Source organism: Intestinimonas timonensis, assembly GCF_900626145.1.
Lineage (GTDB): Bacteria > Bacillota > Clostridia > Oscillospirales > Oscillospiraceae > Intestinimonas > Intestinimonas aquisgranensis.
This window is the reverse complement of the sequence record NZ_LR130816.1, coordinates 954,215-979,424: the sequence shown is the minus strand read 5'-3', so window position 1 is coordinate 979,424 and position 25,210 is coordinate 954,215. Positions and strand designations below refer to the sequence as shown.

General features: G+C 63.2%; 24 protein-coding genes. 18 read left to right on the top strand and 6 right to left on the bottom strand.

The features are described from left to right. Positions 1–180: 180 nt before the first annotated feature. Together E0E29_RS04855 and E0E29_RS04850 are read right to left on the bottom strand one after the other, a co-directional pair. Positions 181–1,446 carry a BMP family ABC transporter substrate-binding protein gene (locus E0E29_RS04855; RefSeq protein ID WP_130848879.1) on the bottom strand — a complete coding sequence of 422 codons (1,266 nt, stop codon included), beginning with the start codon at positions 1,444–1,446 and terminating at the stop codon, positions 181–183. A gap of 242 nt (positions 1,447–1,688) precedes the next feature. Next, positions 1,689–2,264: a xanthine phosphoribosyltransferase gene (locus E0E29_RS04850; protein WP_130848878.1), complete on the bottom strand. Its 576-nt coding sequence runs from the start codon at positions 2,262–2,264 to the stop codon at positions 1,689–1,691. A gap of 283 nt (positions 2,265–2,547) precedes the next feature. On the opposite strand from E0E29_RS04850, the gene E0E29_RS18995 reads away from it, so the two are divergent. The 4 genes from E0E29_RS18995 to E0E29_RS04830 all read left to right on the top strand — a co-directional run bounded on the left by E0E29_RS18995 (position 2,548) and on the right by E0E29_RS04830 (position 6,405). After that, positions 2,548–4,212: an S-layer homology domain-containing protein gene (locus tag E0E29_RS18995; protein ID WP_130848877.1), complete on the top strand. Its 1,665-nt coding sequence runs from the start codon at positions 2,548–2,550 to the stop codon at positions 4,210–4,212. Positions 4,213–4,252: 40 nt separating this feature from the next. Further along, positions 4,253–5,125, top strand: coding sequence for a YitT family protein (locus tag E0E29_RS04840; protein ID WP_242622370.1), 873 nt, complete (start codon positions 4,253–4,255; stop codon positions 5,123–5,125). A gap of 111 nt (positions 5,126–5,236) precedes the next feature. Then, positions 5,237–5,551 (top strand): imidazolonepropionase, encoded by a 315-nt coding sequence (locus E0E29_RS04835; protein ID WP_130848458.1) that lies wholly within the window; start codon positions 5,237–5,239, stop codon positions 5,549–5,551. Further along, positions 5,548–6,405 carry an IS3 family transposase gene (locus E0E29_RS04830; RefSeq protein ID WP_130848459.1) on the top strand — a complete coding sequence of 286 codons (858 nt, stop codon included), beginning with the start codon at positions 5,548–5,550 and terminating at the stop codon, positions 6,403–6,405. The genes E0E29_RS04835 and E0E29_RS04830 overlap by 4 nt, the downstream gene beginning before the upstream one ends. Positions 6,406–6,527: 122 nt before the next feature. On the opposite strand, the gene E0E29_RS04825 is transcribed toward E0E29_RS04830, so the two are convergent. Beyond that, entirely contained in the window at positions 6,528–7,097 is a 570-nt protein-coding gene (locus tag E0E29_RS04825; protein ID WP_130848876.1) for a TetR/AcrR family transcriptional regulator, read from the bottom strand. 154 nt (positions 7,098–7,251) lie between these two features. Here E0E29_RS04825 and E0E29_RS04820 point away from each other — a divergent pair, with 154 nt between their 5' ends. Further along, positions 7,252–7,953 carry an ABC transporter ATP-binding protein gene (locus E0E29_RS04820; RefSeq protein ID WP_130848875.1) on the top strand — a complete coding sequence of 234 codons (702 nt, stop codon included), beginning with the start codon at positions 7,252–7,254 and terminating at the stop codon, positions 7,951–7,953. Positions 7,954–8,600: 647 nt separating this feature from the next. Further along, complete coding sequence (locus E0E29_RS18990; RefSeq protein WP_130848874.1) at positions 8,601–12,578, top strand: FtsX-like permease family protein; 3,978 nt, start codon at positions 8,601–8,603, stop codon at positions 12,576–12,578. Positions 12,579–12,662: 84 nt separating this feature from the next. On the opposite strand, the gene E0E29_RS04810 is transcribed toward E0E29_RS18990, so the two are convergent. The 3 genes from E0E29_RS04810 to E0E29_RS04800 all read right to left on the bottom strand — a co-directional run bounded on the left by E0E29_RS04810 (position 12,663) and on the right by E0E29_RS04800 (position 15,699). Beyond that, entirely contained in the window at positions 12,663–13,520 is an 858-nt protein-coding gene (locus E0E29_RS04810; RefSeq protein ID WP_130848714.1) for an IS3 family transposase, read from the bottom strand. Between the two features lie 82 nt (positions 13,521–13,602). After that, positions 13,603–14,367 carry an IS5 family transposase gene (locus tag E0E29_RS04805; RefSeq protein WP_130848644.1) on the bottom strand — a complete coding sequence of 255 codons (765 nt, stop codon included), beginning with the start codon at positions 14,365–14,367 and terminating at the stop codon, positions 13,603–13,605. Positions 14,368–14,760: 393 nt separating this feature from the next. Further along, entirely contained in the window at positions 14,761–15,699 is a 939-nt protein-coding gene (locus E0E29_RS04800) for a bacteriohemerythrin (protein WP_130848873.1), read from the bottom strand. Between the two features lie 291 nt (positions 15,700–15,990). On the opposite strand from E0E29_RS04800, the gene E0E29_RS04795 reads away from it, so the two are divergent. The 12 genes from E0E29_RS04795 (at position 15,991) to E0E29_RS04740 (ending at position 25,136) form a co-directional block, all read left to right on the top strand. Then, positions 15,991–16,788: a ParB/RepB/Spo0J family partition protein gene (locus tag E0E29_RS04795; protein ID WP_130848872.1), complete on the top strand. Its 798-nt coding sequence runs from the start codon at positions 15,991–15,993 to the stop codon at positions 16,786–16,788. A gap of 337 nt (positions 16,789–17,125) precedes the next feature. Continuing rightward, positions 17,126–17,896 (top strand): ParA family protein, encoded by a 771-nt coding sequence (locus tag E0E29_RS04790; RefSeq protein ID WP_130848871.1) that lies wholly within the window; start codon positions 17,126–17,128, stop codon positions 17,894–17,896. 40 nt (positions 17,897–17,936) lie between these two features. Next, positions 17,937–18,836 carry a ParB/RepB/Spo0J family partition protein gene (locus E0E29_RS04785; RefSeq protein ID WP_130848870.1) on the top strand — a complete coding sequence of 300 codons (900 nt, stop codon included), beginning with the start codon at positions 17,937–17,939 and terminating at the stop codon, positions 18,834–18,836. Then, entirely contained in the window at positions 18,833–19,408 is a 576-nt protein-coding gene (locus E0E29_RS04780) for an MreC domain-containing protein (RefSeq protein WP_130848869.1), read from the top strand. The genes E0E29_RS04785 and E0E29_RS04780 overlap by 4 nt, the downstream gene beginning before the upstream one ends. Positions 19,409–19,760: 352 nt before the next feature. Beyond that, the gene (serS, locus tag E0E29_RS04775) at positions 19,761–21,062 is read left to right on the top strand and encodes a serine--tRNA ligase (RefSeq protein WP_130848868.1); all 1,302 of its coding nucleotides are present in this window, start codon (positions 19,761–19,763) and stop codon (positions 21,060–21,062) included. Further along, positions 21,059–21,277: a hypothetical protein gene (locus E0E29_RS04770; RefSeq protein WP_130848867.1), complete on the top strand. Its 219-nt coding sequence runs from the start codon at positions 21,059–21,061 to the stop codon at positions 21,275–21,277. The genes serS and E0E29_RS04770 overlap by 4 nt, the downstream gene beginning before the upstream one ends. Positions 21,278–21,316: 39 nt before the next feature. Beyond that, a complete protein-coding gene (locus tag E0E29_RS04765; protein ID WP_130848866.1) occupies positions 21,317–22,264 on the top strand; it encodes an S-layer homology domain-containing protein in 948 nt (315 codons plus the stop codon). A 41-nt stretch (positions 22,265–22,305) separates the two neighbouring features. Continuing rightward, positions 22,306–22,719: a large conductance mechanosensitive channel protein MscL gene (gene mscL, locus E0E29_RS04760; protein WP_130849085.1), complete on the top strand. Its 414-nt coding sequence runs from the start codon at positions 22,306–22,308 to the stop codon at positions 22,717–22,719. Between the two features lie 2 nt (positions 22,720–22,721). Further along, positions 22,722–23,066: a hypothetical protein gene (locus E0E29_RS04755; RefSeq protein WP_130848865.1), complete on the top strand. Its 345-nt coding sequence runs from the start codon at positions 22,722–22,724 to the stop codon at positions 23,064–23,066. Between the two features lies 1 nt (position 23,067). Continuing rightward, complete coding sequence (gene rsmG / locus E0E29_RS04750) at positions 23,068–23,775, top strand: 16S rRNA (guanine(527)-N(7))-methyltransferase RsmG (protein ID WP_130848864.1); 708 nt, start codon at positions 23,068–23,070, stop codon at positions 23,773–23,775. Positions 23,776–23,923: 148 nt separating this feature from the next. Further along, the gene (minD, locus tag E0E29_RS04745; RefSeq protein ID WP_130848863.1) at positions 23,924–24,664 is read left to right on the top strand and encodes a septum site-determining protein MinD; all 741 of its coding nucleotides are present in this window, start codon (positions 23,924–23,926) and stop codon (positions 24,662–24,664) included. A 55-nt stretch (positions 24,665–24,719) separates the two neighbouring features. Beyond that, a complete protein-coding gene (locus E0E29_RS04740) occupies positions 24,720–25,136 on the top strand; it encodes a methylglyoxal synthase (RefSeq protein WP_130848862.1) in 417 nt (138 codons plus the stop codon). The last annotated feature ends 74 nt before the right edge of the window (positions 25,137–25,210 follow it).

Genomic DNA, 25,210 nt, shown 5'->3' with positions numbered 1-25,210 from the left:
GGATGAGGGTGCGCCGGCATGGCGGATTTCCTCTTGTCTCCTACACCTACCCCCCTCATCCGCCCCAGTGTGCTCATTGGGGCACCTTCCCCCCTGAGGGGGGAAGGTTTTGCGGGGTTCGGTGAAAAAAGGAGAGGACCGCCGGGACAGCGGTCCTCCCCTTTTCATACGTTATGCCGCTTAATAAGCCTCGTTGACCCACTCAATGCCGTCGATCTTGGCGGTGAAGTAGGGGGCGGACTGGAAGTAGGACTCGTGGAAGGCACCGTCGAACACGGCCTCCTCGGAGTCGGCCACGAAGTCGCCGTCGGTGTCGATGGCCATGCAGGTGGTCATCTCAGCGCCGTCCACGGTGAAGGTGGAGGTGTCGAAGACGTTGAGGGTGCCGTCGTGGATCTGCTGCTCCACCTCGGCCAGCTTCTCAGCGGTGCCGGCGGCGGCGATCTCCTCGTTGAGGGGAGTCATGACCACGGCGCCCATATCCATGCCGTGGCACCAATCCTGGTCGAACTCCTCGCCGTTGGTCACGGCCTCGATGGCGTACTCAAAGTACACGGACCAGTCGATGCGGGTGCCGATGAGGGAGGCCTCGGGGGCGATGGAGATCATGTCGTTGTTGTAGCCGGTGTGGAAGGCGCCGGCGGCCTGGGCAGCGGTGGCGGGGGTGGTGTTGTCGGAGTGCTGGGAGATCATAATGCAGCCCTCATCGCACAGAGCCTGGGCGGCGTTGCCCTCGGCGGTGGCGTCGGACCAGGAGCCCACGAAGTTGACCTTCATGGTGACGGAGGGGCACACGCTCTTGGCGCCCAGGTAGTAGGCGGTAAAGCCGGAGATCACCTCGGCGAAGGAATAGGCGCCCACGTAGCCGATGACGGCCTGGTCGGCGGTGATCTCGCCGTTGTCGATCATCTCCTGCATCTTCATGCCGGCCACCACACCGGCCAGGTAACGGCCCTCATAGATGTTGGCGAAGGCGTTGTGGGTGTTGGGCAGGTCGTCCACGGCGGAGGCCTGGTTGGTGCAGGCGATGAACTGGATGTCGGGGTAGTCGGGGGCCACCTTCAGCATGTACTCCTCGAAGCCGAAGGAGTTGTTGATGATGAGCTGGCAGCCCTCTTCGGCCAGCTCGATGTTGGCCTCCTCACAGGAGGAGTCCTCTCCGATGTTCCACTTCACGCTCCACTCCACGTTGATGCCCTTCTCGGCCAGAGCCTCGGTGGCGGCCTCCTGGCCACGGATGAAGTTGTAGGTGTAGCCCTGGTCGTTCTCGTCGCCGATGCAGATGAGGCCCACCTTCACGGTCTTGGCGCCGTCGGTCTCCGCGGGGGTGGTCTCGGCGGAACCGGTCTCGGCGGGGGTGGTCTCGGTGCTGCCGCCGCCGGAGCAGGCGGCCAGGCCGAAGATCATGGACCCGGCCAGGAGCATGGCAAGGATGCGCTTCTTCATGATTCATTGTCCTCCTCAAAAATGATGTTTGACACCCAAAAACGCAAAACGGCTGTCACAGCCGGGGTATCCGATCAAAATATGTACCGCGGCGGGACAGCCGAAAGGCGATCCGCTCATCCCGGCAGGAGGTCTCTGAACCCTCCCGCTCGGCTGCGGCAGCATGCTGGGAACCTATGTAAGAAAAAAGGGAGTGACGAACATGGGGCACAGCTTTCCAGACGCATCCCCATTGGGCGGCTTTAGTCGCAGAACTCGATGCTGCCGTCCTCGCCCATGGACTTCACACGGGCCAGGGATTCCACCCGAACGCCCATGCTGCGGATGAGGTTGCCGCCGGGCTGGAAGGCCTTCTCCACACAGATGCCGGCGCCCACCAGCTCCGCGCCCGCGTCCCGGACCAGGTTGATGAGGCCCTGGAGGGCGGAGCCGTTGGCCAGGAAGTCGTCGATGAGGACCACCCGGTCGGTGGGAAGCAGGAACTCCTTGGCCACGATGATGTCATAGACCTTGCCGTGGGTAAAGGACTCCACCTTGGAGGTGTAGACGTCGCCGGCGATGTTCTTGGTCTTGTTCTTCTTGGCAAAGATCACAGGGCAACCAAAAAACTGCGCAGTCACGCACGCGATCCCGATCCCCGATGCCTCGATGGTCAAAATCTTGGTGACTCCGCAGTCGCCGTACAGCCGGTAAAATTCCTTGCCGATCTCCTGGAAGAGGGCCACATCCATCTGGTGGTTCAGAAAGCTGTCCACCTTGAGCACGTCTCCACCCTTGATCTTTCCGTCTTTACGGATGCGTTCTTCCAGAAGTTTCATGGGGCCACTCCTCCATCTTTATGAATTTGATTTCGATTCTATTCTACATGAAAATATCACGCCATTCAATCACGCAAAATGTCACAAAAAACCCCAACTCTTCCACAACTTTTTGACAAAAACCACAGCATTCCTGTTTCCGTTTTGTGGAATTTCCACAGACCCCCACCGGGAAAAACCGACCTTTTCCAGGGCTATCCATTGTTTTTCCAGTCTTACCCTGATAAAATAAAGGCGTCTTTCCCCTGCCCCTTCCACCCGCGTTGAATGGAGGTACTTACCCATGATCCTTCGGCGTTTGGCCGCACTTTCCCTGTGTCTGGTCTTTCTCTCTTCCCTGTCCGCCTCGGCCCTGGCGGTGGAGTTCCCCGACGTCTCCCCTGAGCACTGGGCCTACAACGACATTCAGCAGGCCTCCGACTACGGCCTCATCCAGGGCCTGGATGACGGCACCTTCCGCCCCGAGGAGCGGCTCAACCGGGCCAGCTTCGTCACCATCCTCCAGCGGATGTTCGGCTGGGAGAGCGTGACCCCGGAGACCCCCTCCTTTACCGACGTCGCCCCCGACGACTGGTACTATGCCGCCGCCGAGACCGCCCTGGCCCACGGGGTGGTGGACGCCGGTGAGCTCTTCCAGCCCCTGGCCTACATCACCCGGGAGGACATGGCCGTCATGCTGGTCCGGGCCCTGGGCTACGAGACCCTGGCCAATGACATCGCTCCCACCGCCATCTCTTTCCCCGACGTCACCGACCACGCCGGCCACATCGCCCTGGCCGCCGCCTTCGGTCTCACCACCGGTGTGGAGGTGGACGGCCAGCTCCTCTTCCAGCCCGACGCCTTCGCCACCCGGGGGCAGGCCGCCGCCATGCTCAACCGGGTCTACCAGCGGATGCAGTCCAAGGTGGACTTCCTCACCGGCTTCTATGCCTTCTCCTCCTACTCCCAGATCGACCTCACCGACGACATGGACACCGTCTGCCTGGGCTGGGCCAGGATGGAGTGGAGCGACGCCGGACCGGTCCTCAACTCCTCCAAGACCAACGGCAACGACTGGGTGAAGCCCGCCGACGCCTCTACTGCCACCGACTATTTCCGGGGCAATGACACCCCCTACAATCTGAACGTCTACGCCGACACCACCCAGAACGTCACCCTTGCCGACGGCTCCACCACCAGCGTGCTGGAGAAGGTCCTCCCCGACCCCACCGCCCGGAGCCAGGCCGTCTCCGCCATCGCTGCGGCCAGCGCCGACTACGCCGGCATCGTCATCGACTTCGAGGGCCTGCGCACCGACCTTCTGAAGGCCGACTTCGTCACCTTCCTCACCGAGCTGCGCGCCGCCCTGCCGGCAGGCAAATCCCTCTACGTCTGCGTCCCCCCCGACGACTGGTACAAGGGCTACGACTACCGGGCCATCGGCGAGGTGTGCGACAAGGTCATCCTCATGGCCCACGACTACCAGTGGACCAGCGTGCCGGAGGGCTACGTGGGCACCAAGGCCCCCGACTCCCCGGTGACCCCCTTCCCCGACATCTACCGGGCCCTCTCCGCCATCACCGACCCGGAGACCGGCGTCCAGGACAAGAGCAAGATCGTCCTCCAGGTCTCCTTCGCCGCCGTGGGCTTTGAGGTGGACGAAAACGGCCTGCTGGCCGACACCACCATCTACCGCCCCGCCCCCGACACCGTGGCAAAGCGCCTGGCCCAGGCGGACACCGTGGTGACCTACGACGAGAGCGACCGCAACCCCTCCGCCCTCTACACCACAGAGGAGGGTATGACCGTCCGGCTGTGGTATGAGGACGCGCGCAGCGTGGCGGACAAGCTCACCCTGGCCCGGATGATGGGCATTACCGGCGTCTCCGTGTGGCGGCTGGGCAACGTGCCCACCTACAGCGACATCTCCGACTACGACGCCTGGTCCGCCATCCTGGCCCAGCGCTGACCCCATCACCATCCACATCCACGACAGGAGCTGAATGAACATGCCGCAGCAGAGTTGGCTGACCAAGAAAAGCATCCAGGAGTTCCTCTTTATGACCTTCGGCATCACCTTGGTGTCGGTGGGCGTCTATTTCTTCAAGTTTCCCAACCACTTCTCCATGGGCGGCGTCTCCGGTCTGGCCATCGTTCTGGCCCAGCTTATCCCCTTGCCCTGGCTCACGGCCTCGGTCTACAACGGTGTCATCAACATCCTCTTCCTCTTCCTGGGCTTTCTCCTGCTGGACAAGGGCTTCGGATTCCGCACCGTCTACTGCTCCATCCTCTACGCCGTGGAGGTCCAGGTCTTTGAGTGGGTCTTCCCCATTTCCGCCCCCCTCACCGATGAGCTCGTCCTGGAGCTCTTCTTCGCCGTGTTCCTCCCCGCCCTGGGCGCCGGCATCCTCTTCAACCTGGACGCCTCCAGCGGCGGCACCGACATCGCCGCCATGATCCTTAAAAAGTACACCGGCCTGGATGTGGGCCGCGCCCTCCTCTGCTCCGACGTGCTCATCGCCGCCTCCGCTCTGGTGGTCTTTGACATCACCGCCGGATTGTGCTCCCTGCTGGGCCTGGTTCTCAAGTCCGTGCTGGTGGACACCGTCATCGAGTCCCTCAACCGCCGCAAGGCCTTCATGGTCATCACCTACCGGCCCGAGATTGTTACCAAGTACATCATCGAGACCCTGGGCCGGGGCGCCACCGTCTGGTCCGGCCAGGGCGCCTACACCCATGAGGAGCACCAGGTGGTGCTCACCGTCCTGGCCCGCCACCAGGCCGTCCTGCTGCGGCGCTACCTCAAGCAGAACGACCCCCACGCCTTTATGATCGTCACCAACTCCAGCGAGATCTTCGGCAAGGGCTTTCTGCGGGCTTGAGCCGCTTTGGAAACGAAAAAAGACCTTCCCCGCTGAACAGATCCAGTAAAAACGGACAGTGACAAAAGCCCCCCTGATGTAGGAAAATAGACTACATCAGGGGGTTTTGTCATGAAGAAACGAAATTACACACACGTTCAAATGCTTTTACCAGAGATCAAGGCCATGTTGGCAGAGGGGAAAACACAGCGGGAAGTCGCAGAATACTATGGCTTCCGGAATAAGCAGGTGGTAAAAAGACTACTTGAGCGTGAGCGCCGTAAAGAACGAAAACTGGAAGCCGGAATCCGCCCACGACCGAAAGGACGGCCGAGAAAAGATGCTGCGCCAGGAGACGTTGTGGCAGAGCAGGCCTGTGAGATCCAACGGCTTCGCATGGAAAATAAACTACTGCGGGATTTTCTGCGCTTCACAGAAAGGAAGTGAGAGCAAAGGTAAAGTATCATATCATCTATCGTCACAGGACAGAGTATCCAGTGGCAGTCATGTGCAAATTCTTTGGAGTGTCCAGAAGCGGCTACTATGCTTTTGTCCATCGCCTAGGCAAGCCAGAAAAGGATGCGGCTCTTGCGGGGCTCATCGCACAGCAGCGGGAACGCAGCTTCCGCACCTACGGCTACCGGCGGATGTGGCTGTGGCTGAAAAGCCGGAATATCTTCTGCAATCCCAAAACTGTGCTGCGAATCATGAAGAAATATGATCTGCTCTCGGAGATCCGCCGCCGCAGGAAATGGCAGCAGATGGGGCGGCAGGCACACAAATACAGGAATCTGCTGAACAGGGAGTTCCATGCGGACAAACCTAACAGCAAATGGGTAACAGACATCTCCTACATCCACACCAGGCAGGGTGTGCTGTACCTTTCCATAATCCGGGACCTCTATGACAACAGCATCATCGCCTACAAGACTGGAACCCAGCAGACAGTGAATTTGGTTCTGGATACCGTTCATCTGGCAATGAAACAGGAGAAAAAGAGGGTCGCTGCGGAGTTGCAGCTCCACAGCGACCAAGGATTTCAGTACACCTCTGCAGCATACTTCAATCTGACTCAAGCATACGGAATCACACCATCCATGTCAAGGAAAGGAAACCCGTACGACAACGCCATGGCGGAAAATTTCTTCTCTATCCTCAAAACAGAATGTATTTACCGCCACAAACCGGCGACCTTTTCCGAAGCCAATGAGATGATTGACCGCTATATTTACTTCTATAACCATGAGCGCATCCAGTTAAAAACTGGAGAGGCGCCGCTGGCGCGACGCCTCTCCGCTTAAAACTTAATCTTTCCTACTAAGGGCTCTTTTTTGTACTGTCCGCACAATCTGGGGCAGTTCACGCCGGGGAAGGTCTTTTTTTGTTTTCGGGCGCCGGGGGCGGATGGGATCCGCGCTCCCCCTCACCGCCCCCGGCGGGACTGGATGCCGTGGAGGATGAGGGCGCCCGCCAGAGCGGCCATGTCCTCCGGGGGCTCCTTCCGGCCGTCGGTGAGCCAGCTCTGCACCATGCCGATGGCCCCCGACCCCACAAAGGCCAGCTGCCGCTCGCCGTCGGGGGCGGCGGCAAAGCCGTAGAGCTCCCCCCACTCCTCCATGGCCCGGCGGTGGATCTCCCGCCGCAGCCGCTGGAAAAAGACGTTCTCCTGGTCTCCCGCCATCAGCCGCAGGCACAGCATGGCGTGCCGGTCCACAAAGGAAAACACATCCCGCAGGATGGGCTCCAGCCCCCGCTCCAGGTCGGCCTGGGTGTAGGCGTCCAGCAGGGCGGTGAACTCCTCAAACAGCTCCTCCTCCATCCGCTCCAGCATGTCGTAAATGTCCCGATAGTGGGCGTAAAAGGTCCCCCGGTTCACGTCCGCCCGGTCGGTGAGCTCCTTCACCGTCACCGCCCGGAGGTCCTTCTCCCCCAGCAGCGCCAGCAGACTCTCCCGCAGCCGCTCCCGGGTCCGGCGCACCCGCCTGTCCTCCATCTTTTTTCCCCCTTTTTCGACACATCCGCCCCAACCTGTCGGTTATCCCACGGCGGGGCTCGTTTTGTCCATTGCCTCCCCTTCTTTTCCCATATTATAATAAAATCACTCATCAATCAACACCTGTTGGATAACAGACACGGAGGTGGACAGCATGGCCTTCATCACCCTGGAGCACGTGGTCAAGCGGTATCAGATGGGCGAGGTCACCATCACGGCGGTGGAGGACGTGAGCTTCACCATCGAGCGGGGGGAGTTTGCCGTCATCGTGGGGCCCTCCGGCGCGGGCAAGACCACCGTACTCAACATCCTGGGGGGCATGGACACCGCCACCGAGGGACGGGTGACGGTGGACGGCCGGGAGATCAGCGGGGCCTCCCCCAGGGCCCTTACCGAGTACCGCCGCTACGACATCGGCTTCGTTTTTCAGTTCTACAACCTGGTCCAGAACCTGACCGCCCTGGAAAACGTGGAGCTCTCCGCCCAGATCTGCCGCCACCCCCTCTCCGCCGCCGACGTCCTCCGCCACGTGGGCCTGGGGGACCGGCTGGACAACTTCCCCGCCCAGCTCTCCGGCGGCGAGCAGCAGCGGGTGGCCATCGCCCGGGCCCTGGCCAAGGACCCCAAGCTCCTCCTCTGCGACGAGCCCACCGGCGCCCTGGACTATGTGACGGGCAAGTCCATCCTCAAGCTCCTCCAGGACACCTGCCGTCAGGAGGGCATGACCGTGGTCCTCATCACCCACAACACCGCCACTACCCCCATGGCCGACCACGTCATCCACATCAAAAACGGCCGGGTGGACGCCGAGGAGTTCTCCCAGAACCCCACCCCTGTGGAGGAGATCGAGTGGTAGAGTTGCCCTAGTACCTATTCACGATTCACTGATCCCTTCCGTGGGGCGCACCAAATCACGTCTCGGCCCATTGCTTTTTGCTGCGTGCAAGGGCGGGAGAGACGGTCTCAAAGACCATTTCTTTTTCCCTGCCGGAAAAAGAAACGGTTACGGTTTTTGAAAACCAAAGAAAAAGGGGCTCCCAAAGGGGTTAGGTGGCTCCAAATAGGAATCCGGCGGCCCGGCTTTACGCCCACGTTGAGGTCCAGCACCGTCCACAGGAGACTCCGCCGGTGGAACAGGGACAAGCCGTGGTTCTATCCAACATTTTTTCGCCGCCTGGGCAGGCGGGTATCGGGACGTGGTGCCGCTGCCTGGTATACCTCTATTGTGGGATGTGGTTCCGTCTCTTTTACCTATTCACTCTTCACTGTTACCTCTTACTTTTCTTTGCGGGGCGCGACGACTCGGCGCGCCACGGCACCACCTTTCAAGCATGTCATTCCGAGGCGAAGCCGAAGAATCCGTTCCCCCGTCCTTTACGCAGCACGAGCCCAACGAAGTGGGTCGTGCTGCGAGAGGACGAGCAAGGGAGCGAAGTGCGTTTTCGCCGTCAGGCGGAAACAAAACAGAGCGGACTTTGCGAGGACGACAAGGGGGGCTAGGCCATGAAAAACCGCATCCTGACCGACGCCCTCCGGGAGGTCCGACGGACCCGGGGGCGGTTTTTGTCCCTGTTTCTCCTCTCCGCCTTGGCGGTGGCCTTTCTGGCGGGGCTCCGCTCCACCGCCCCCGACATGGAGTCCGCCGCCGACCGCTACTTCGACGCCTGCCAGCTCATGGACCTGCGGGTCCTCTCCACCCTGGGCCTCACCGACGAGGACCTAGCCTGGCTCTCCCACGTGGACGGCGTGTCCTATGTGGAGGGGGCGTACAGCGTGGACGCCATCATCCACGGCGCAGAGCGGGAGCTGGTGGTGAAGGTCCACTCCCTCACCGAGGGGATCAACCGGCCCCGGCTCCGGTCCGGGCGGCTTCCCGCCGGGCCCGGCGAGTGCGCCGTGGAGCCCGCCCTCCTGGACGCCCTGGGCCTGGAGCTGGGGGATGCCATCGTCCTGGACACCGGCGACGGCGACTACGCCGACGCCCTGGACTCTGCCCCCAGGACCATCGTGGGGGTGGTGGACTCCCCCCTCTACATCTCCCAGGAGCGGGGCACCTCCACCCTGGGCACCGGCAAGGCGGAGGCCTTCCTCCTCCTGCCCCCCTCCGCCTTCGACCTGGACACCTATACCGAGGCCTGGCTCCTGGCCGACGGCGCCGCCGGGCTCCTCTGCTACGGCGACGGCTACGAGGCCCTGTTGGACGGCCTCACCGAACGGGTTGAGGCCCTGGGAGAGGCCCGGGCGGGGCTGCGGAAGGACCAGGTCCTCCGTGAGGCCATGGGGGAGCTGACCCTGGCCCAGGAGACCCTGGACCGAGAGACCGCCGACGCCCAGCAGGAGCTGGACGACGCCTGGGACACCCTCTCCGACGCCCGGACACAGCTGGACGAGGGCTGGGCGGAGTACGAGGACGGGGTGGCCGACTACGACGCCCTCATGGACGAGCAGCGGGCCACGCTGGACGAGAGCCAGGCCGCTCTGGACGACGCCCTGGCGGAGCTCCGGGCGGGGCAGGCGGAATACGACGCCGGCATGCTCCAGGTGCAGGAGGGCCAAACTGCTCTGGATGACGCCCAGGCGGAGCTGGACGACGCCCGGCGGGTCCTGGAGGCGGGTCAGGTCACCCTGGACGCCACCAAGAAGCAGCTGGAGGAGGGCCGGGCAGAGCTGGTGGCGCGGGAGGCGGAGTACGCCGCCGGAGCCGCCGCCCTGGCGGAGGGCTGGGCGGAGCTGGAGGCGGCCCGGGTCCTGGCCCAGCAGGGCCAGGCGGAGCTGGACGACGCCGCCCTCACCCTCTCCCAGGGAGAGGCCCAGTACGCCGCCGGACTGAAGGAGCTCCAGGCCCAGGAGGCCCAGCTGAGCGCCGCCGAGGCAGAGGCGGAGGCCCTCCGGGGCTGGCTGGACAAGGTCCTCGCCCCGGCGGCGAAGGACCCCGCCGCCGTCCTGGCCGGGATCACCACCCCTCAGCTGGCGGACCGGTCCTACGCCGCCCTCTTCGGCCCCCTGAACCAGGCTCTGGAGCAGGTCCGGCCCGACCTGCCCCCCGCCCAGCAGAGCCAGGCGGACCGGCTCCGGTCCGCCCTCCCCGCCGACGGCGACGCCCTGTGGGCGGGGCTCACCGGGGAGCAGTCCGCCGCCTACGCCGCTGGGCTCTCCCAGGCCCTCACGGGGGGCTATGCCCTTCTGGACCCGGTGGCGGACGAGACCCTGGACGCCCTGGCCGACGCCCGGACCCAGCTGGAGACCGGCAAGGCCCAGCTGGCGGCCACCCGTGCCCAGCTGGACGCGGGGCAGGCGGAGCTGGCCGCGGGACGGGCGGAGCTGGCGGAGGCTCAGGCCCTGGTAAGCAGCGGCACCGCCGAGCTGGAGGCCCGTCAGGCCCAGCTGGAGGCCGGACGGGCGGAGCTGGACGCCGGCTGGAAGGAATATAACGACGGCGCCGCTGCCTTTGCCGACGCCCAGGCCCAGGCAGACAGCGCCCTGGAGGAGCTGGAGGCGGGGCAGGTCCGGCTGGACGGAGAGCGGGACGCCCTCTCCGCCGCCGGGGAGACCCTGGCCCGCTTCAAAGAGGCCCTGGAGGCGGGCTGGGCGGACTACTACGCCGGTGTGGCTCAGCTCCAGCAGGGGCGCTACGCCCTGGAGGAGGCCGACCACCAGGCCCAGGAGACCTTCCGCGCGGCCCGGGAAGAGCTGGAGGAGGGGGAGGCCGACTATCAGGACGGCCTTCAGGACTACTGGGACGGGGAGGCCGAGGCCAATGACGCCCTAACCGACGCCCGACGGGAGCTGAATGACGCCCGACGGGAGGTGCTGGAGATCGAGGACGCCCAGTGGTACGTACTGGACCGGGAGAGCGGCCAGGGCTACCTCTCCTTCCAGATGGACGCCCAGCGGATGGGCAGCATCGCCGACCTCTTCCCCCTCATCTTCTTCCTTGTGGCCGCCCTGGTGTGCCTCACCACCATGACCCGCATGGTGGAGGAGCACCGGGTGGAGATCGGCGGCATGAAGGCCCTGGGCTACGGCACGGCGGCCATCTCGGTGAAATACGTGGGCTACGGCCTGTCGGCCAGCCTGCTGGGCGGCCTCACCGGCCTGGCGGTGGGGGTGCCCCTCTTCCCCACCATCATCTTCACCGCCTGGCAGAGCATGTACACCATCGGCCCCTTGGCCCTGGGCTTCTACCCCGCCCTCTCCCTGCTCTCCGTGGGAGCCGCCGCCGCCACCGTCACCCTGGCCGCCGCCCTCACCTGCCGCTCCACCCTCGCCGCCGTCCCCGCCCAGCTCATGCGCCCCCGTGCCCCCAAGGCGGGCAAGCGGGTGCTGCTGGAGCGAATCGGCCCCCTGTGGCGGCGGCTCTCCTTCCTCCAGAAGGTCACCCTCCGCAACCTCTTCCGCTACAAGCGCCGCTTCTGCATGACGGTGGTCGGCATCGGCGGCTGCACCGCCCTCATCGTCACCGGCTTCGGCCTCCGGGACTCCCTGCTGGCCGTCTCCGACATCCAGTACGGGGTGCTCTCCCGGTACACCCTCCAGGTGGTGCTCTCCGACAACGTCACCCAGGCCGAGGCCCAGGAGGTGGACGCCGCCCTCTCCGCCGCCGGAGCGGAGGCCCTCCCCGCCCGGCTCACCGCCGTCACCGCCTCCGCAGGTGGGCGGGAGGTGGAGGTCTACCAGATGGCCGCCGCCGGAGATCAGGACTTCGGGGACCTGCTGGTCCTCCGGGACCGCACCTCCCACGACCCCGTCCCCCTCACCGACGACGGGGTGGTCATCACCGAAAAGCTCTCCCAGCTCCTCTCCCTCTCGGTGGGCGACCCCATCACCCTCTCCGGGGACGGGACCGTCACCGCCACCGTCACCGGCATTACGGAGAACTACGTCTACCACTACGTCTACCTCACCGCCGACGGCTATGCCGCCCTCTACGGCTCCGCCCCGGAGGGGAACGCCCGGCTGGTCCGCTGCGCAGACGACGCCGCCGACGCCGTTTCGGCGGCGGTGGTCCCCCTGGCCGGGGTGACGGCTGTGACCTACATCGCCGACAGCCAGCAGGTCTACCAGCAGAGCATGGCGGTGGTGGACGCCGCCGTGCTGCTGGTCATCGTCTCGGCGGGCGCCCTTGCCTTCGTGGTCCTCCTCAACCTGTCCAGCATCAACCTCACCGAGCGGCTCCGGGAGCTGGCCACCCTCAAGGTGCTGGGCTTCTACGACCGGGAGCTCTCCGCCTACGTCTTTCGGGAGAACATCCTCCTCACCGTCTTCGGGGTGCTGGCCGGGCTGGTCATGGGCAAGTACCTCCACCGCTGGCTCATCAGCACCGTGGAGATCGACCTCATGATGTTCGGCCGCTCCGCCCACCCCCTGAGCTACCTGTGGGCCGCCCTCCTCACCGTCCTTTTCTCCTTCCTCACCGGCCTCCTCTCCCGCCGCCGCCTCCGGGACATCGACATGGTGGAGTCCCTCAAAACCGTGGAATAATGACAAAAGGCCGCGCGTCCCAATGAACCGCCCCAAATTGTGCGGACAGCACAAAAAGGCCTCAATGTAGGGAAATATGAAGTTTTAAGCGGAGTGGCGCAGCGTGAGCGGCGCCACTCCAGTTTTTAGCTGGATGCGCTCGTGGTTGTAAAAATTGATATAGCGGTCAATCATCTCATTGGCCTCACAGAATGAGGCCGGTTTATGGCGGTAGATACACTCTGTCTTGAGGATGGAAAAGAAATTTTCCGCCATAGCGTTGTCGTAACAGTTTCCGCGTCTTGACATGGAAGGCGTAATGCCATAAGATTTTGTCAGGTCGAAGTATGCTTGCGAGGTGTACTGGAACCCCTGGTCGCTGTGGAGCTGCAACTCCGCAGCGGCCCTCTTTTTCTCCTTGCGCATGGCCAGGCGAATGGTGTCCAGCACCAGGTTGACTGTCTGCTTTGTGCCGGTCTTGTAGGCAACAATGCTGTTGTCGTAAAGGTCCCGGATCATGGACAGGTACAATACGCCCTGCTTGGTGTGGATGTAGGAGATGTCCGTCACCCATTTGCTGTTGGGCCTGTTCGCATAAAACTCCCTATTCAGCAGATTCTTGTACTTGTGGACTTGCTGCCCCATCTGCTGCCATTTTCTGCGTCTCCGGATCTCCGCAAGCAAACCATATTTCTCCATGATACGCAGGATGGTCTTGGGATTACGGTGGATGCCTCGCTTCTTCAGCACCAGCCACATTCTGCGGTAGCCATACGTACGAAAGCTGCGCTCTCGCTGTTCCGCGATGATTTCTGCAAGGGCCGCGTCTTTCTCCGGCCTGCCCAAACGATGGACGAAATCATAGTATCCGCTGCGGGATACCTGAAAGAAGCGACACATAACGGTTACCGGATATTCGTTTCTGTGCCGGTAGATTACTGCGTATTTTGCCCTTGGCCTCACTTCCTTCCTGTGGAGCGCAGAAAATCCCGCAACAGCTCGTTTTCCATCTTTAGGGCTTGTTTGAAAAAAGGCGGAGATTGTGCTAAAGCAACAAAATAGCGATGGAGGCAAGATACACAAAGGCTAGGAAGGAAGCATCCGACTTGTCATATCTGGTGGCGATTCTGCGAAACCACTTGATTTTCTGGAAAAAACACTCCACCAGATGGCGTTCTTTATACAGATGCCAGTCAACCGGCCAGGGATCGGAAACGTTGCTTTGCGGCGGGATCACATAGCTGGCCCCGTGCGCTGAGATATATTCCCGAATCGTCCGGGCACCATAGGCCCGGTCTGCCAGCACGGCACTCCCGCCGATTCTGACCTTTTTCAGCAGTTCAACAGCGTGAACCGAATCGTGGTCATTTCCAGCGGAGAGAAGGAACTCCACCGGGTTTCCCAGACCGTCTACGACAGCGTGGAGCTTTGTGTTCCACCCGCCTTTGGTACGGCCAACCGCCTTATCCGCCGTTTTTTCCCCGCCATTTGCGCTTTCATGCACCTTTACGCAAGTGGAGTCCATGCTCAGGTTCTCCATATCCGCGTCCGCAGACAGTGTGTGGAATACCGCTTCCAGAGTGCCCTCATTCCGCCATTTGGCGAATCTTGCGTATATAGACTGCCAAGGACCATAGGTCGCCGGCAGCTCACGCCACTGCGCACCGCTCCGGACGATCCAGAGCATTCCGTTGAGCATGATCCCGTTATCCTTCCGGGGACGACCCCGCTTTCCCGTTTCTTCCGGTGGCAGCAGCGGCTTGATTCGTTCCCATTGTTCTTTTGTTAATTCATATCGTTTCATGCTCATAGCTTCGCATAACTTGGTTTCTTGTGCAACTTTTATTTTTCAAACAAGGCCTAGCCGTTTGTTCTCATACTTGTACTCCGCCAGTGTTTTTGCGGGTTTACGCCCCCGCGCTTTTGGAAGGACAGGCTCCTTTAGCCAGCACTGAATAGCCCACCGGCTGATCCCATACTCCCGACATAAAGCACGCTGGCTTTCTCCTCCGCGGATTCGTGACGCCACTTCTTCTCGTATCCCTACCGGATACTTTTTCATCCCTTTTTTTCCGGACATAGCAAGACCCCCTAATGTAGCTTTATTTTCCTACATTAGGGGGCCTTTTGTCTATTGTCCGGTTTTACTGGAGCTGTTCACAACGGACGCGCGGCCTTTCTCTCTCTTGTTTTCCGTTCGGGCTCAGGCCCCCACGCTCAGGTCGAAGGACTCGGCCTGGGCGGTGATGTCGGTCTCGGTGGCCACGAAGAACTTTCCCTTACTGCTGTCAAAGAGCAGGGAGAGCTTTGGGATGTGCCTGTTGTAGCGCTCCTGGAGCTGGGCCTGGGTGAGGAAGTGGTTCTCCACAAAGACCATCTCGGCGTCCCCCTCCACAAAGCGGCTGCCCACCGTGCGCCAGAAGTTGGCACTGAAGATCTCCATGGTGGACATGATGAGGGCTTCCATACCCTGGAGCTGGGAGCCGTACACCGCCTCCGCCGCCGCCGTGAGAAAGCTGTTCTCCAGCCCCGCCAGCACCGTCACCTTCCGGTCTCCACGCCGGTAGGTGAGCTCCTGGCAGATGGCCGGTCCAAAGGGCGCTCCGGCGTAGTTGGGATCGATGAGCCGGGTCTGCACGTCCATGTTGAGGGTGGATGCAAAGATGGTGTTGAACTCCCGCTCCACCACCTGGGCGTTGATCTTGGTCAGCCGGGGCTTGCCCAGCGTCCCCCGGCCCACGATGGCCAGGTCCGCCGTGGATATGTGCTCCACCAGCCAGCCGATGCCACGGCCCACGAAGTCCAGCACCTCCTCCCGGCTGCACGTCCCCCGCTCCACCATCTTCTCATACCCCTGGAGCGTATTGGCCATGAATTCATCGTGGAGCTGCTTGTGGAGGGCGTAGTCGGCATAGCCCATCCTCCGCATGTAGGCCTCCTCCCGGATGGCGTGCTCGTCAAAATAGCCCCGCAGATACTGCACGCCCTCCCGCAGGATGAACAGCCGCACCCGTACATCGGCAATGCTCTTGGGGTCCCGCACCTTGTCCACCAGCCGCCCCGCGATGACGAACAGCTGCTTGTGGTCATGGTCAAACTCCTCGATCCCCATCTCGTGTTCCTCGTTCCACCTGATCTCCATTGATCACGTGTCCCCCTTTCCTATGGGCTCGGTCTGCCCTCCCCCAGCGCTTTTTCTTTTTTTTGTTTTAACGTCCCCGCCCGCCGTTTTATCGCGGCGGAGACCCAATTTTTTCACGCTCGCTCTTTTTAATAATAGTTTTTATTATCATATCATACCGATCGGTTTTTTGCAATTTTCTTTTTCCCCCAAACCCATTCTTCCGCAAAATTTTTCCCCTTCGACGGCCTTCCCCTTCCTTCTCTCCAGAACATGGTAAAATATGGGTGGTACGAAGGAGGTGGAGCGGCGATGGCGCTCTTTCGCAGGCGAGAGGGTCTTTTTGAGTCGGGACGGGTGCTGTGGCTGCCAGTGGAATCCCTGCAGCCCAATCCAGACCAGCCCCGGCAGTATTTTGCCCCCGAGGGCCTGGAGGAGCTGGCCGAGAGCATCAAGGTCCACGGCATTCTCCAGCCCCTGTCCGTCCGCCGCGCCGCCGGCGGCTTTGTACTGGTGTCGGGGGAGCGGCGGCTCCGGGCCGCCAAGCTGGCCGGGCTCCGTGAGGTGCCCTGCATTGTGGTGGAGGTGGATGACACCGCCTCCTCCCTGCTGGCTCTGGTGGAAAACCTCCAGCGCCGGGACCTGGACTTCTGGGAGGAGGCCCAGGCGTTGGACAAGCTCATCCGCACCTACCACCTGTCCCAGGAGGAGGCCGCCCGCCGCATCGGCAAGTCCCAGTCGGCGGTGGCCAACAAGCTGCGGCTCTTAAAGCTCTCTCCGGCGCTATTGGAGAAGCTTCGGGCCGCCGGGCTCACCGAGCGCCACGCCCGTGCCCTGCTGCGGCTGGAGGGCGACGACGAGCGCGCCGCCGCCCTGGACCACATCATCGCAGGCGGACTGACGGTGGCCCAGACCGAGGCCTACATCGAGTCCCTCCTCCACCCGGCGCCCCCCAAGCGGAAGCCCACCTACCTCATCCGGGACGTGCGGCTCTTCCTCAATACGGTGAGCCGGGCCATGAAGGTGATGCAGGGGGCGGGCATTCCGGCCCAGTACGACCGCCAGGACACCGACGACGCGGTCCTTCTCACCATCCGCATTCCCAAGTGACTTGTTTCACGTGAAACACATCCTCCGGCGCTTCGCCGCTGTTTCACGTGAAACGGTCCCCCGTTGGACCCTCTCCTTCCCATTTTTCCCAGGCGCCTTCTTTTCAACAGGATGTTTCACGTGAAACATCCTGGTTTTTTTGCCCTTTTTTCCGCCGTCTGCGGTCATTTGTTTCACGTGAAACACGGATTCCCTGTTGAATTACCGCTCAGAGGGCATTATAATAAGGGATGCTGACACGAGAATCATGCAAGTATGTGTTCCTGTTTGCCGCCATGATGCCATGATTGGGCTGTGGGCAGACAATCCCAGAAGGAACAAGAAACCGAGGTGTCCCATGGGAAAAACCATTGCCATTGTCAACCAAAAGGGCGGTGTGGGTAAGACCACCACCTGTGTCAACCTGGCCGCCGCCCTGAAGGAGCTGGGCCAGCGGGTCCTCATCTGCGACTTCGACCCCCAGGCCAACACCACCTCCGGCTTTGGAGTGGACAAGACCACCGCGTCCCCCTCCATCTACGACGTTCTCATCGACGGCGCCGACTGCCGGAAGGCCATCGTCCCCACCCAGTGGGCCGACGTGATCCCCGCCAACAAGGCTCTGGCCGGCGCCACCGTGGAGATGATCGGCATTGACCACCGGGAGTACCTGCTGAAAAACGCTCTGGAGCCCTTCCGGGAGGAGTACGATTATATCTTCATCGACTGCCCCCCCTCTCTGGAGCTGCTTACCCTCAACGCCCTGTGCGCCGCCGACACCGTCATGGTCCCTGTCCAGTGCGAGTATTACGCCCTGGAGGGCCTGAGCGACCTCCTCTCCACCATCCGCATCGTCAAGCGGTCCCTCAACCAGGGCATTGATCTGGAGGGCGTGGTCCTCACCATGTACGATGGACGCACCAACCTGTCCATGCAGGTGGCCGAGGAGGTCAAGCGCCACTTCCCGGGCAAGGTGTACGCCACCGTCATCCCCCGGAACGTGCGGCTCTCCGAGGCCCCCAGCCACGGCAAGCCGGTGACCGCCTACGACAACCTGTCCCGGGGCTCCGAGGCCTACCGCGCCCTGGCCGGCGAGCTGCTGGAAAAGAGCGCCGCCCCGGTGGGCTGAGCCTGTCCCCTTCGTAATATCAGCATAAAGGAGTGATCCTATGGCATCAGAACGCGGCCTGGGCAAGGGTCTGGGCAAGGGCCTGGGCGCCCTGCTGGGGGATGCCGCCCTTCAGAACCAGGAAGGCGGCTCCGTCTCCCTCCCCATCGCCCAGGTGGAACCGGGTCTGAAGCAGCCCCGGAAACGCTTTGACCCGGAGACGCTGGCCGACCTGGCCGAGTCCATCCGCACCCACGGCATCATCCAGCCCCTCACCGTCCGGCGGCTGGGCTCCGGCTACTACCAGATCATCGCCGGAGAGCGCCGCTGGCGGGCGGCCAAGCTGGCGGGCCTCTCAGAGGTGCCCGCCGTCATCATCGAGGCCGACGACCGGAAGGTCATGGAGCTGGGCCTGATTGAAAACCTCCAGCGGGAGGACCTGAACCCCATGGAAGAGGCCCTGGGCTACCAGGCCCTGGTCCAGGAGTACGGCCTCACCCAGGAGGAGGCCGCCCAGCAGGTGGGCAAGTCCCGTCCCGCCGTGGCCAACGCCCTGCGGCTGCTGGCCCTGCCCGACGCCATCCGGGCCCTGCTGGAGGAGGGCAAGCTCTCCGCCGGTCACGGCCGGGCCCTGCTGACGGTACCCGACAGCACCTTGCAGAAGAAGCTGGCCCAGAAGGTGGTCCAGGAGGGGCTGTCCGTCCGGCAGACCGAGGCCATGGCCAAGCGCCTGGCCCAGGCCGGCTCCGACGCCGAGGAGACCGCCGCCAAGGCCGCCGACCCCATGAAGCTCTACCGGGACGCCGCCGCCAAGGAGCTGTCCCAGCGCTGGGGCCGGAAGGTCTCCATCACCAAGGGCCCCAAAAAGGGCAAGGTGGAGTTTGAATTCTACAACGACGAGGACCTGACCGAGCTGCTGGACAAGCTGGAACAGTCCGTGAAAGGAGGTTCCGGCCTGTGAGCCAAACCCCGGAGCAAAACCATTCTCAGGAGGAGGATAACATTCCCCTCCAACACGACGCGGAGCACGAAAAGCCGCCCCGCAACAAGCAGCAGTCGGTGCTCATCTACCTGGTGATCCTCTTTGCCGCCGCCTTCCTCCTCATGGCCCTGAGCTATTTCATGCAGCGCCGCACCAGCGACGCCACCATTGAGGGCCTGCGGGGACAGTCGGTGTCCGCCATGCAGTCGGTGGAGGACATCCAGGAGGAAAACGAGACCCTCAAGCAGCAGGTGGCCGACCTGGAGGAGCAGCTGGAGGAGACTCAGCGGGAGCTGGAAGGGATGCAGGACACCCTGGATGACCTGACCGTCCGGGAAGAAAAGCTCATCCAGGCCATGGACCTCTTCTGGCAGATCGACGAGGCCTATGTCCGTGGCCGGTACTCTCTGTGCCGGACCCTCATCGCCCAGATGGAGGACACCACCCAGGGCAGCGCTCTGAAGGAATACCTCCCCACCGAGACCACCACCGACACCGACCGCTTCTCCCCTGCCGACCGCTATCAGGAGATCTATGACGCGGTGATGTGAGGAAAGGCCAGTACCGCGCACCCAACGCAGCGGACTCCGCTCAATATGGGGCCCCCGCGCGAGCCCAGCAAAGCGGGTCGCGTGGGGAGAGGAGGGGCAGCGGAGTGAGCGAGCTTTCGTGTACACACGGAAGCGAGGGATACGCAGCTTGCCCCGACGAAGTTTCACGTGAAACATCGTCGGAAGAAAGTACACTTCATTCCGTCCGGCACGACCTGCCGGACATCCATTCCGTTTCCTTCTTCCTCCTCCCCCCACAGGGACCGCTTCGCTTATGTCCCTGCGGGGACCCCGAAATCCACTGCAAAAAAACGATACGATACCACCAATATAAAAGAAAGGTTGAACAGCCATGCTGGACATTAAGTTTATCCGGGAGAACCCCGAGGCCGTAAAGGAAAACATCAAGAAGAAGTTCCAGGACGCCAAGCTGCCCCTGGTGGACCAGGTGCTGGAGCTGGACGCCGAGAACCGTCAGACCATCCAGGAGGCCCAGGACCTGCGCACCGCCCGCAACGCCAAGAGCAAGCAGGTGGGCGTGCTCATGGGTCAGTCCAAGAAGGACCCCTCCAAGCTGGCCGAGGCCGAGCAGCTCAAGGCTGAGGTCAAGGCCGACGCCGACCGTCTGGCCTACCTGGAGGGCCGCGAGACCGAGCTGGCCGAGCAGATCCGCCACATCATGCTCCAGATCCCCAACATCATCGACCCCTCCGTGCCCATCGGCCCCGACGACTCCTGCAACGTGGAGGTCCAGCGCTTCGGTGAGCCCGTGGTGCCCGACTTCGAGATCCCCTACCACACCCAGATCATGGAGTCCTTCAACGGCATCGACATGGACGCCGCCGGCCGCGTGTCCGGCAACGGCTTCTACTATCTGATGGGCGACATCGCCCGGCTCCACGAGGCCGTGCTGGCCTACGCCCGTGACTTTATGATCAACAAGGGCTTCACCTTCTGCGTGCCCCCCTTCATGATCCACGGCAACGTGGTGGAGGGCGTTATGAGCCAGACCGAGATGGACGCCATGATGTACAAGATTGAGGGCGAGGACCTCTACCTCATCGGCACCTCCGAGCACTCCATGATCGGCAAGTTCATCGACCAGATCATCCCCGAGGAGTCCCTGCCCCAGACCCTCACCTCCTACTCCCCCTGCTTCCGCAAGGAGAAGGGCGCCCACGGCATCGAGGAGCGCGGCGTCTACCGCATCCACCAGTTCGAAAAGCAGGAGATGGTGGTGGTCTGCAAGCCCGAGGACTCCATGAAGTGGTACGAGCAGATGTGGCGCTACTCCGTGGAGCTCTTCCGCTCCATGGACATCCCCGTCCGCCAGTTGGAATGCTGCTCCGGCGACCTGGCCGACCTGAAGGTCAAGTCCTGTGACATCGAGGCCTGGTCTCCCCGCCAGCAGAAGTACTTTGAGGTGTGCTCCTGCTCCAACCTGGGCGACGCCCAGGCCCGCCGCCTGAAGATGCGCGTCAAGGGCGAGAAGGGCACCTACCTGCCCCACACCCTCAACAACACCGTGGTGGCGCCCCCCCGTATGCTCATCGCCTTCCTGGAGAACAACCTCCAGGCCGACGGCACCGTGAAGATCCCCGCCGTGCTTCAGCCCTACATGGGCGGCAAGGAAGTCCTGGTGCCCAAGAAATGAGACGGCCCGTCGCCGCCCTGCTGGCTCTGGCGCTCACCGCGGCGGTGAGCACAGCCATGCTCTCCGCCGCCCCCTGGCTCACCTCCACATCGGAGGAGCGGACCATCCGGGCCCTCAATCAGCGCTACGGCCTGGATGACCCGGCGGACACAGAGCTTCAGCAGTACCTGCAAAACCTGTTTCATGGGGATGTGGGCTGGTCCATTCAGCCATGACCACCTCCCCCGCCCGCACATGAAAAGAGAGGAAACACCATGAAAACCCGTCTCTTGCCCCTGTCCCTGGCCCTCACCGCCCTGCTGGCCCTCCCTGCCGGCGCCTTCTCCGACGTGCCGGAGAACGCCTGGTATGCCGACGCCGCCCAGCTCTGCGTGGACCGCGGCCTGCTCAAGGGCACCGGGGAGGACACCTTCTCCCCCGACAACGCCGTGACCCTGGCCGAGGTAATGACGGTGGCCGTCCGGCTCCACTACCAGGCCCACGGCGGCACCGGGGACCCGCCCGCCGCCCCCGACAACTGGGGCACCGGCGCCCTGTCCACCCCATCCGGGGCCACTCTGCTTACCTTCAACACCTGCGATCTGGACCGCGGCCTCACCTACCGCTACGACCAGGAGAGTCCCCGGCGGCTCCACCTGCATCTCACCGTCACCGCCGAGGAGCGGGCCGCCCTCACCCCCGCCGGCGGACCGGCGGACGCCGTGCTTACCCTCAACGGTGTGAGCGTGCTCACCGGCGGCCTGGCTCCGGCGGAGGACAGCCCCACCCGCATGGAGTTCGTGGCCGACCCCGGCAGCGACTACGCCGCCTTCAACCGGGAGCTCTCCGCCTTCCTCCCCGCCCCCGCCTCAGGGCTGTGGTACCGGGACGCCCTGTGGTACGCCCGGGAGCACGGCATGGTGGACGGCCAGCCTATGGAGGCCTCCTTTGAGGAGCCCGCCGCCCGCCAGGATCTGGCCGAATGGCTGTGCTCCGCCCTGCCCCAGTCGGCCCTCACCCCCCTCAACACGGTGGACATCCTGCCCGACTCCAGCGACCCGGAGGTGCTGGCCCTCTATCGGGCGGGTATCCTCACCGGCGTGGACAGCACCGGCGCCTTCGCCCCCGAGCGCACCCTGAGCCGGGCGGAGCTGGCCACCGTACTGGCCCGGGTGGCCGATCCCAGCCTGCGGGTGACCATCCCCACCGCAAAAACCACCTGATTTTCCCATAATCATCACCTGGAGGACCCATTTTGAAGCACATCAAAGAAAAAACCGGCGGCTTTCTGGCCGAGTTCCGGAAATTCATTGCCCGGGGCAACGTGATGGACCTGGCCGTAGGCGTCATCATCGGCGGCGCCTTCAAAGGCATCACCGACTCCCTGGTAAACGACATCCTCAACCCCATCCTGGGGATCTTCGCCGGTGGAAATGACGCCCTCACCGGCCTGAGCATCTCCGTCCCCGGCGGCGGAGAGATCCTGCTGGGCAGCTTCATCAACGCCGTGCTCAACTTCCTCATCATGGCCTTCGTGATCTTCTGCCTGGTCAAGGCCATGAACCGCCTCTACCGGAAGAAGGAGGAGTCTCCGGCGGCGCCCCCCGCACCCTCCAACGAGGAAAAGCTGCTCACTGAGATCCGTGATCTGCTCAAGGCACAGAAGGAGGAGAACTGAGCATGGACGACCGCAAGGACCTGCCCCCGGAGGAGCCGCAGGAGCCCTACGTCCCCGCCTCCCCCATCAAGCGGACCTGGGCCTGGGTGGCCATCGTGTACGTGGTCATCTGCACGGTGCTCTTTACCTACTACCTGGCCACCGCCCGGGTGCTCATCGGCCTGGGGCCCCTGATGCTCTGCCCCGCCCTGGCGGGTCTGGCCGTCACCACGGTGCTCCGCTACCGCAGCGGCAGGGCACGGGGCGGACTGGCGGCCTGCGTTGCCCTCACCGCCGCCTGTGTGGCTCTGCTGCTCATCAATCTGTACGTGGGGATCCCCTCCCTGCTGCGGAACTTTGGAGGTTAACATGAAGGAACGGTTGGAACAGGGCCTGGCCGCCCTGGGACTGGAGCCCCCCGCCGGGGCGGTGGACCGGCTGGTGCGGTACGCCCAGCTGCTGCTGGAGCAGAACAAGGTGATGAACCTCACCGCCATCACCGACCCCGACCAAGTGGCCGACCTCCACTTTCTCGACTCCGCCGGGGTGGCTCTGTGCGCCGACCTGGCGGGCAAGCGCCTCATCGACGTGGGCACCGGCGCCGGGTTCCCCGGCATGGTGCTCAAGATCCTGGTGCCCGACCTGGAGCTCACCCTGGTGGACAGCCTGGGCAAGCGGCTGGACTGGCTGAGCTCGGTGTGCGCCGACCTGGGGCTCACCGGCGTGACCATCTGTCACGCCCGTGGTGAGGAGCTCTCCCTGGACGCCGGGTTCCGGGATCAGTTTGACTTCGCCACCGCCCGGGCGGTGGCCGACCTGCGGGTGCTGTGCGAGCTGTGTCTGCCCTACGTAAAGCCCGGCGGCCGGTTCCTGGCCATGAAGGCCCTGGACTGCGAGGAGGAGGTCTCCCAAGCCGGACGGGCGGTGTCGGTGCTGGGCGGGCGGCTCCTGCCCGCCTTCCGCTACCACATCCCCGGCACCGACGTGGACCGCCGGGTGGTGCTGGTGGAGAAGGTCTCCCCCACCCCCAAGGGCTATCCCCGCCGCTGGGCCAAGATGCAGAAGGCCCCCCTCTGAGCACTCCCCGTCCCTTCCCATCAAAATATTTTATGGGTTTGTGCCAAATAGGCTTTGCACTCTGGCAGAAGCGATGATATAATGAGATGCGTGGGTCCAGGTTTTTGGCCCAACGTCGTTTCCCCCGGCTGGGGGTAGGAGGTCTGCTATGGGAACCGTCATCGTGGTCACGTCCGGAAAGGGCGGCACCGGGAAGACCTCCCTCACCAGCGGCGTGGCCTCCTGCCTGGCCGCCCTGGGGCAGAAGGTGCTGTGCATCGATCTGGACATCGGCCTGCGCAACCTGGACATCTCCCTGGGCATGACCGACCGGGCGCTGATGGACTTCACCGACGTGGTGGAGGGCCGCTGCTCCCTGGAGCGGGCCGCCGTGGAGCACCCGGTGATCCGGGGCCTCTACTTGCTCACGGCGCCGGTACGTCCCACCCCCTCCTCCATGGACGAGGAGAAAATGAAGGCCATGCTGGAGACGGCACGGGCACAATTCGACTACATTCTCATCGACTCCCCCGCCGGACTGGGCAGCGGCTTTCGTCTGGCGGTGTGCGGCGCCGACCGTGCGGTGGTGGTCTCCACCAACGACTCCTCCGCCCTCCGGGACGCCCAGCGCACTGTGGTGGAGCTGGGACGGCGGCTGGACATCATCCATCTGGTGATGAACCGCATCCAGCCCAAGCTGCTCCGGCGTCTCCGCACCACCATCGACGACGCCATGGACGCCGCCGGTCTTCCCCTGTTGGGGGTGGTGCCCGAGGACAGCCAGGTCATCCTGGCCGCCAACACCGGGGAGCCGCTCATTCTGTTCAGCCGCAAGGGGGCCGCCCTGGCCTACCTGAACATTGCCAAACGTCTGATGGGGCAGCGGGTCCCCCTCATGAAGATCCGCTGAAGCGCGCTGCCGCTTTCAAAAACCGTTTTTGAGGAAAGAGAGGACTGAGTAAGGAATGAACATTGCACTGATGAGTCACGACAGGAGAAAGGAATTGATGGTGCAGTTCTGCATTGCTTACTGCGGCATCCTCTCCAAGCACACCGTCTGCGCCACCAACACCACGGGCAAGATGGTGGCTGAGGCCACCGGTCTGCCGGTGAACCTCTTCCTGTCCCACGAGCACGGCGGCAGCCAGCAGATCGGCGCCCGCATCGCCTACAACGAGATCGACATGGTCCTCTTCTTCAACGACCCCCAGACCCACGATCTGGACGCCGATATGGACTACATCACCCGCCTGTGCGATCAGTACAACATCCCCTACGCCACCAATGTGGGCACCGCCGAGATGCTCATCCACGGCCTGGAGCGGGGCGACCTGGACTGGCGCGACATCGTCAGCCCCAAGACCGCTCCCTTCACCGTCTGATTTTCCTACTACCAGTGCGCCCGCCTTTCCCGTCCACGGAAAAGGCGGGCGTTTTCCACATCAGGAGGTGTTTT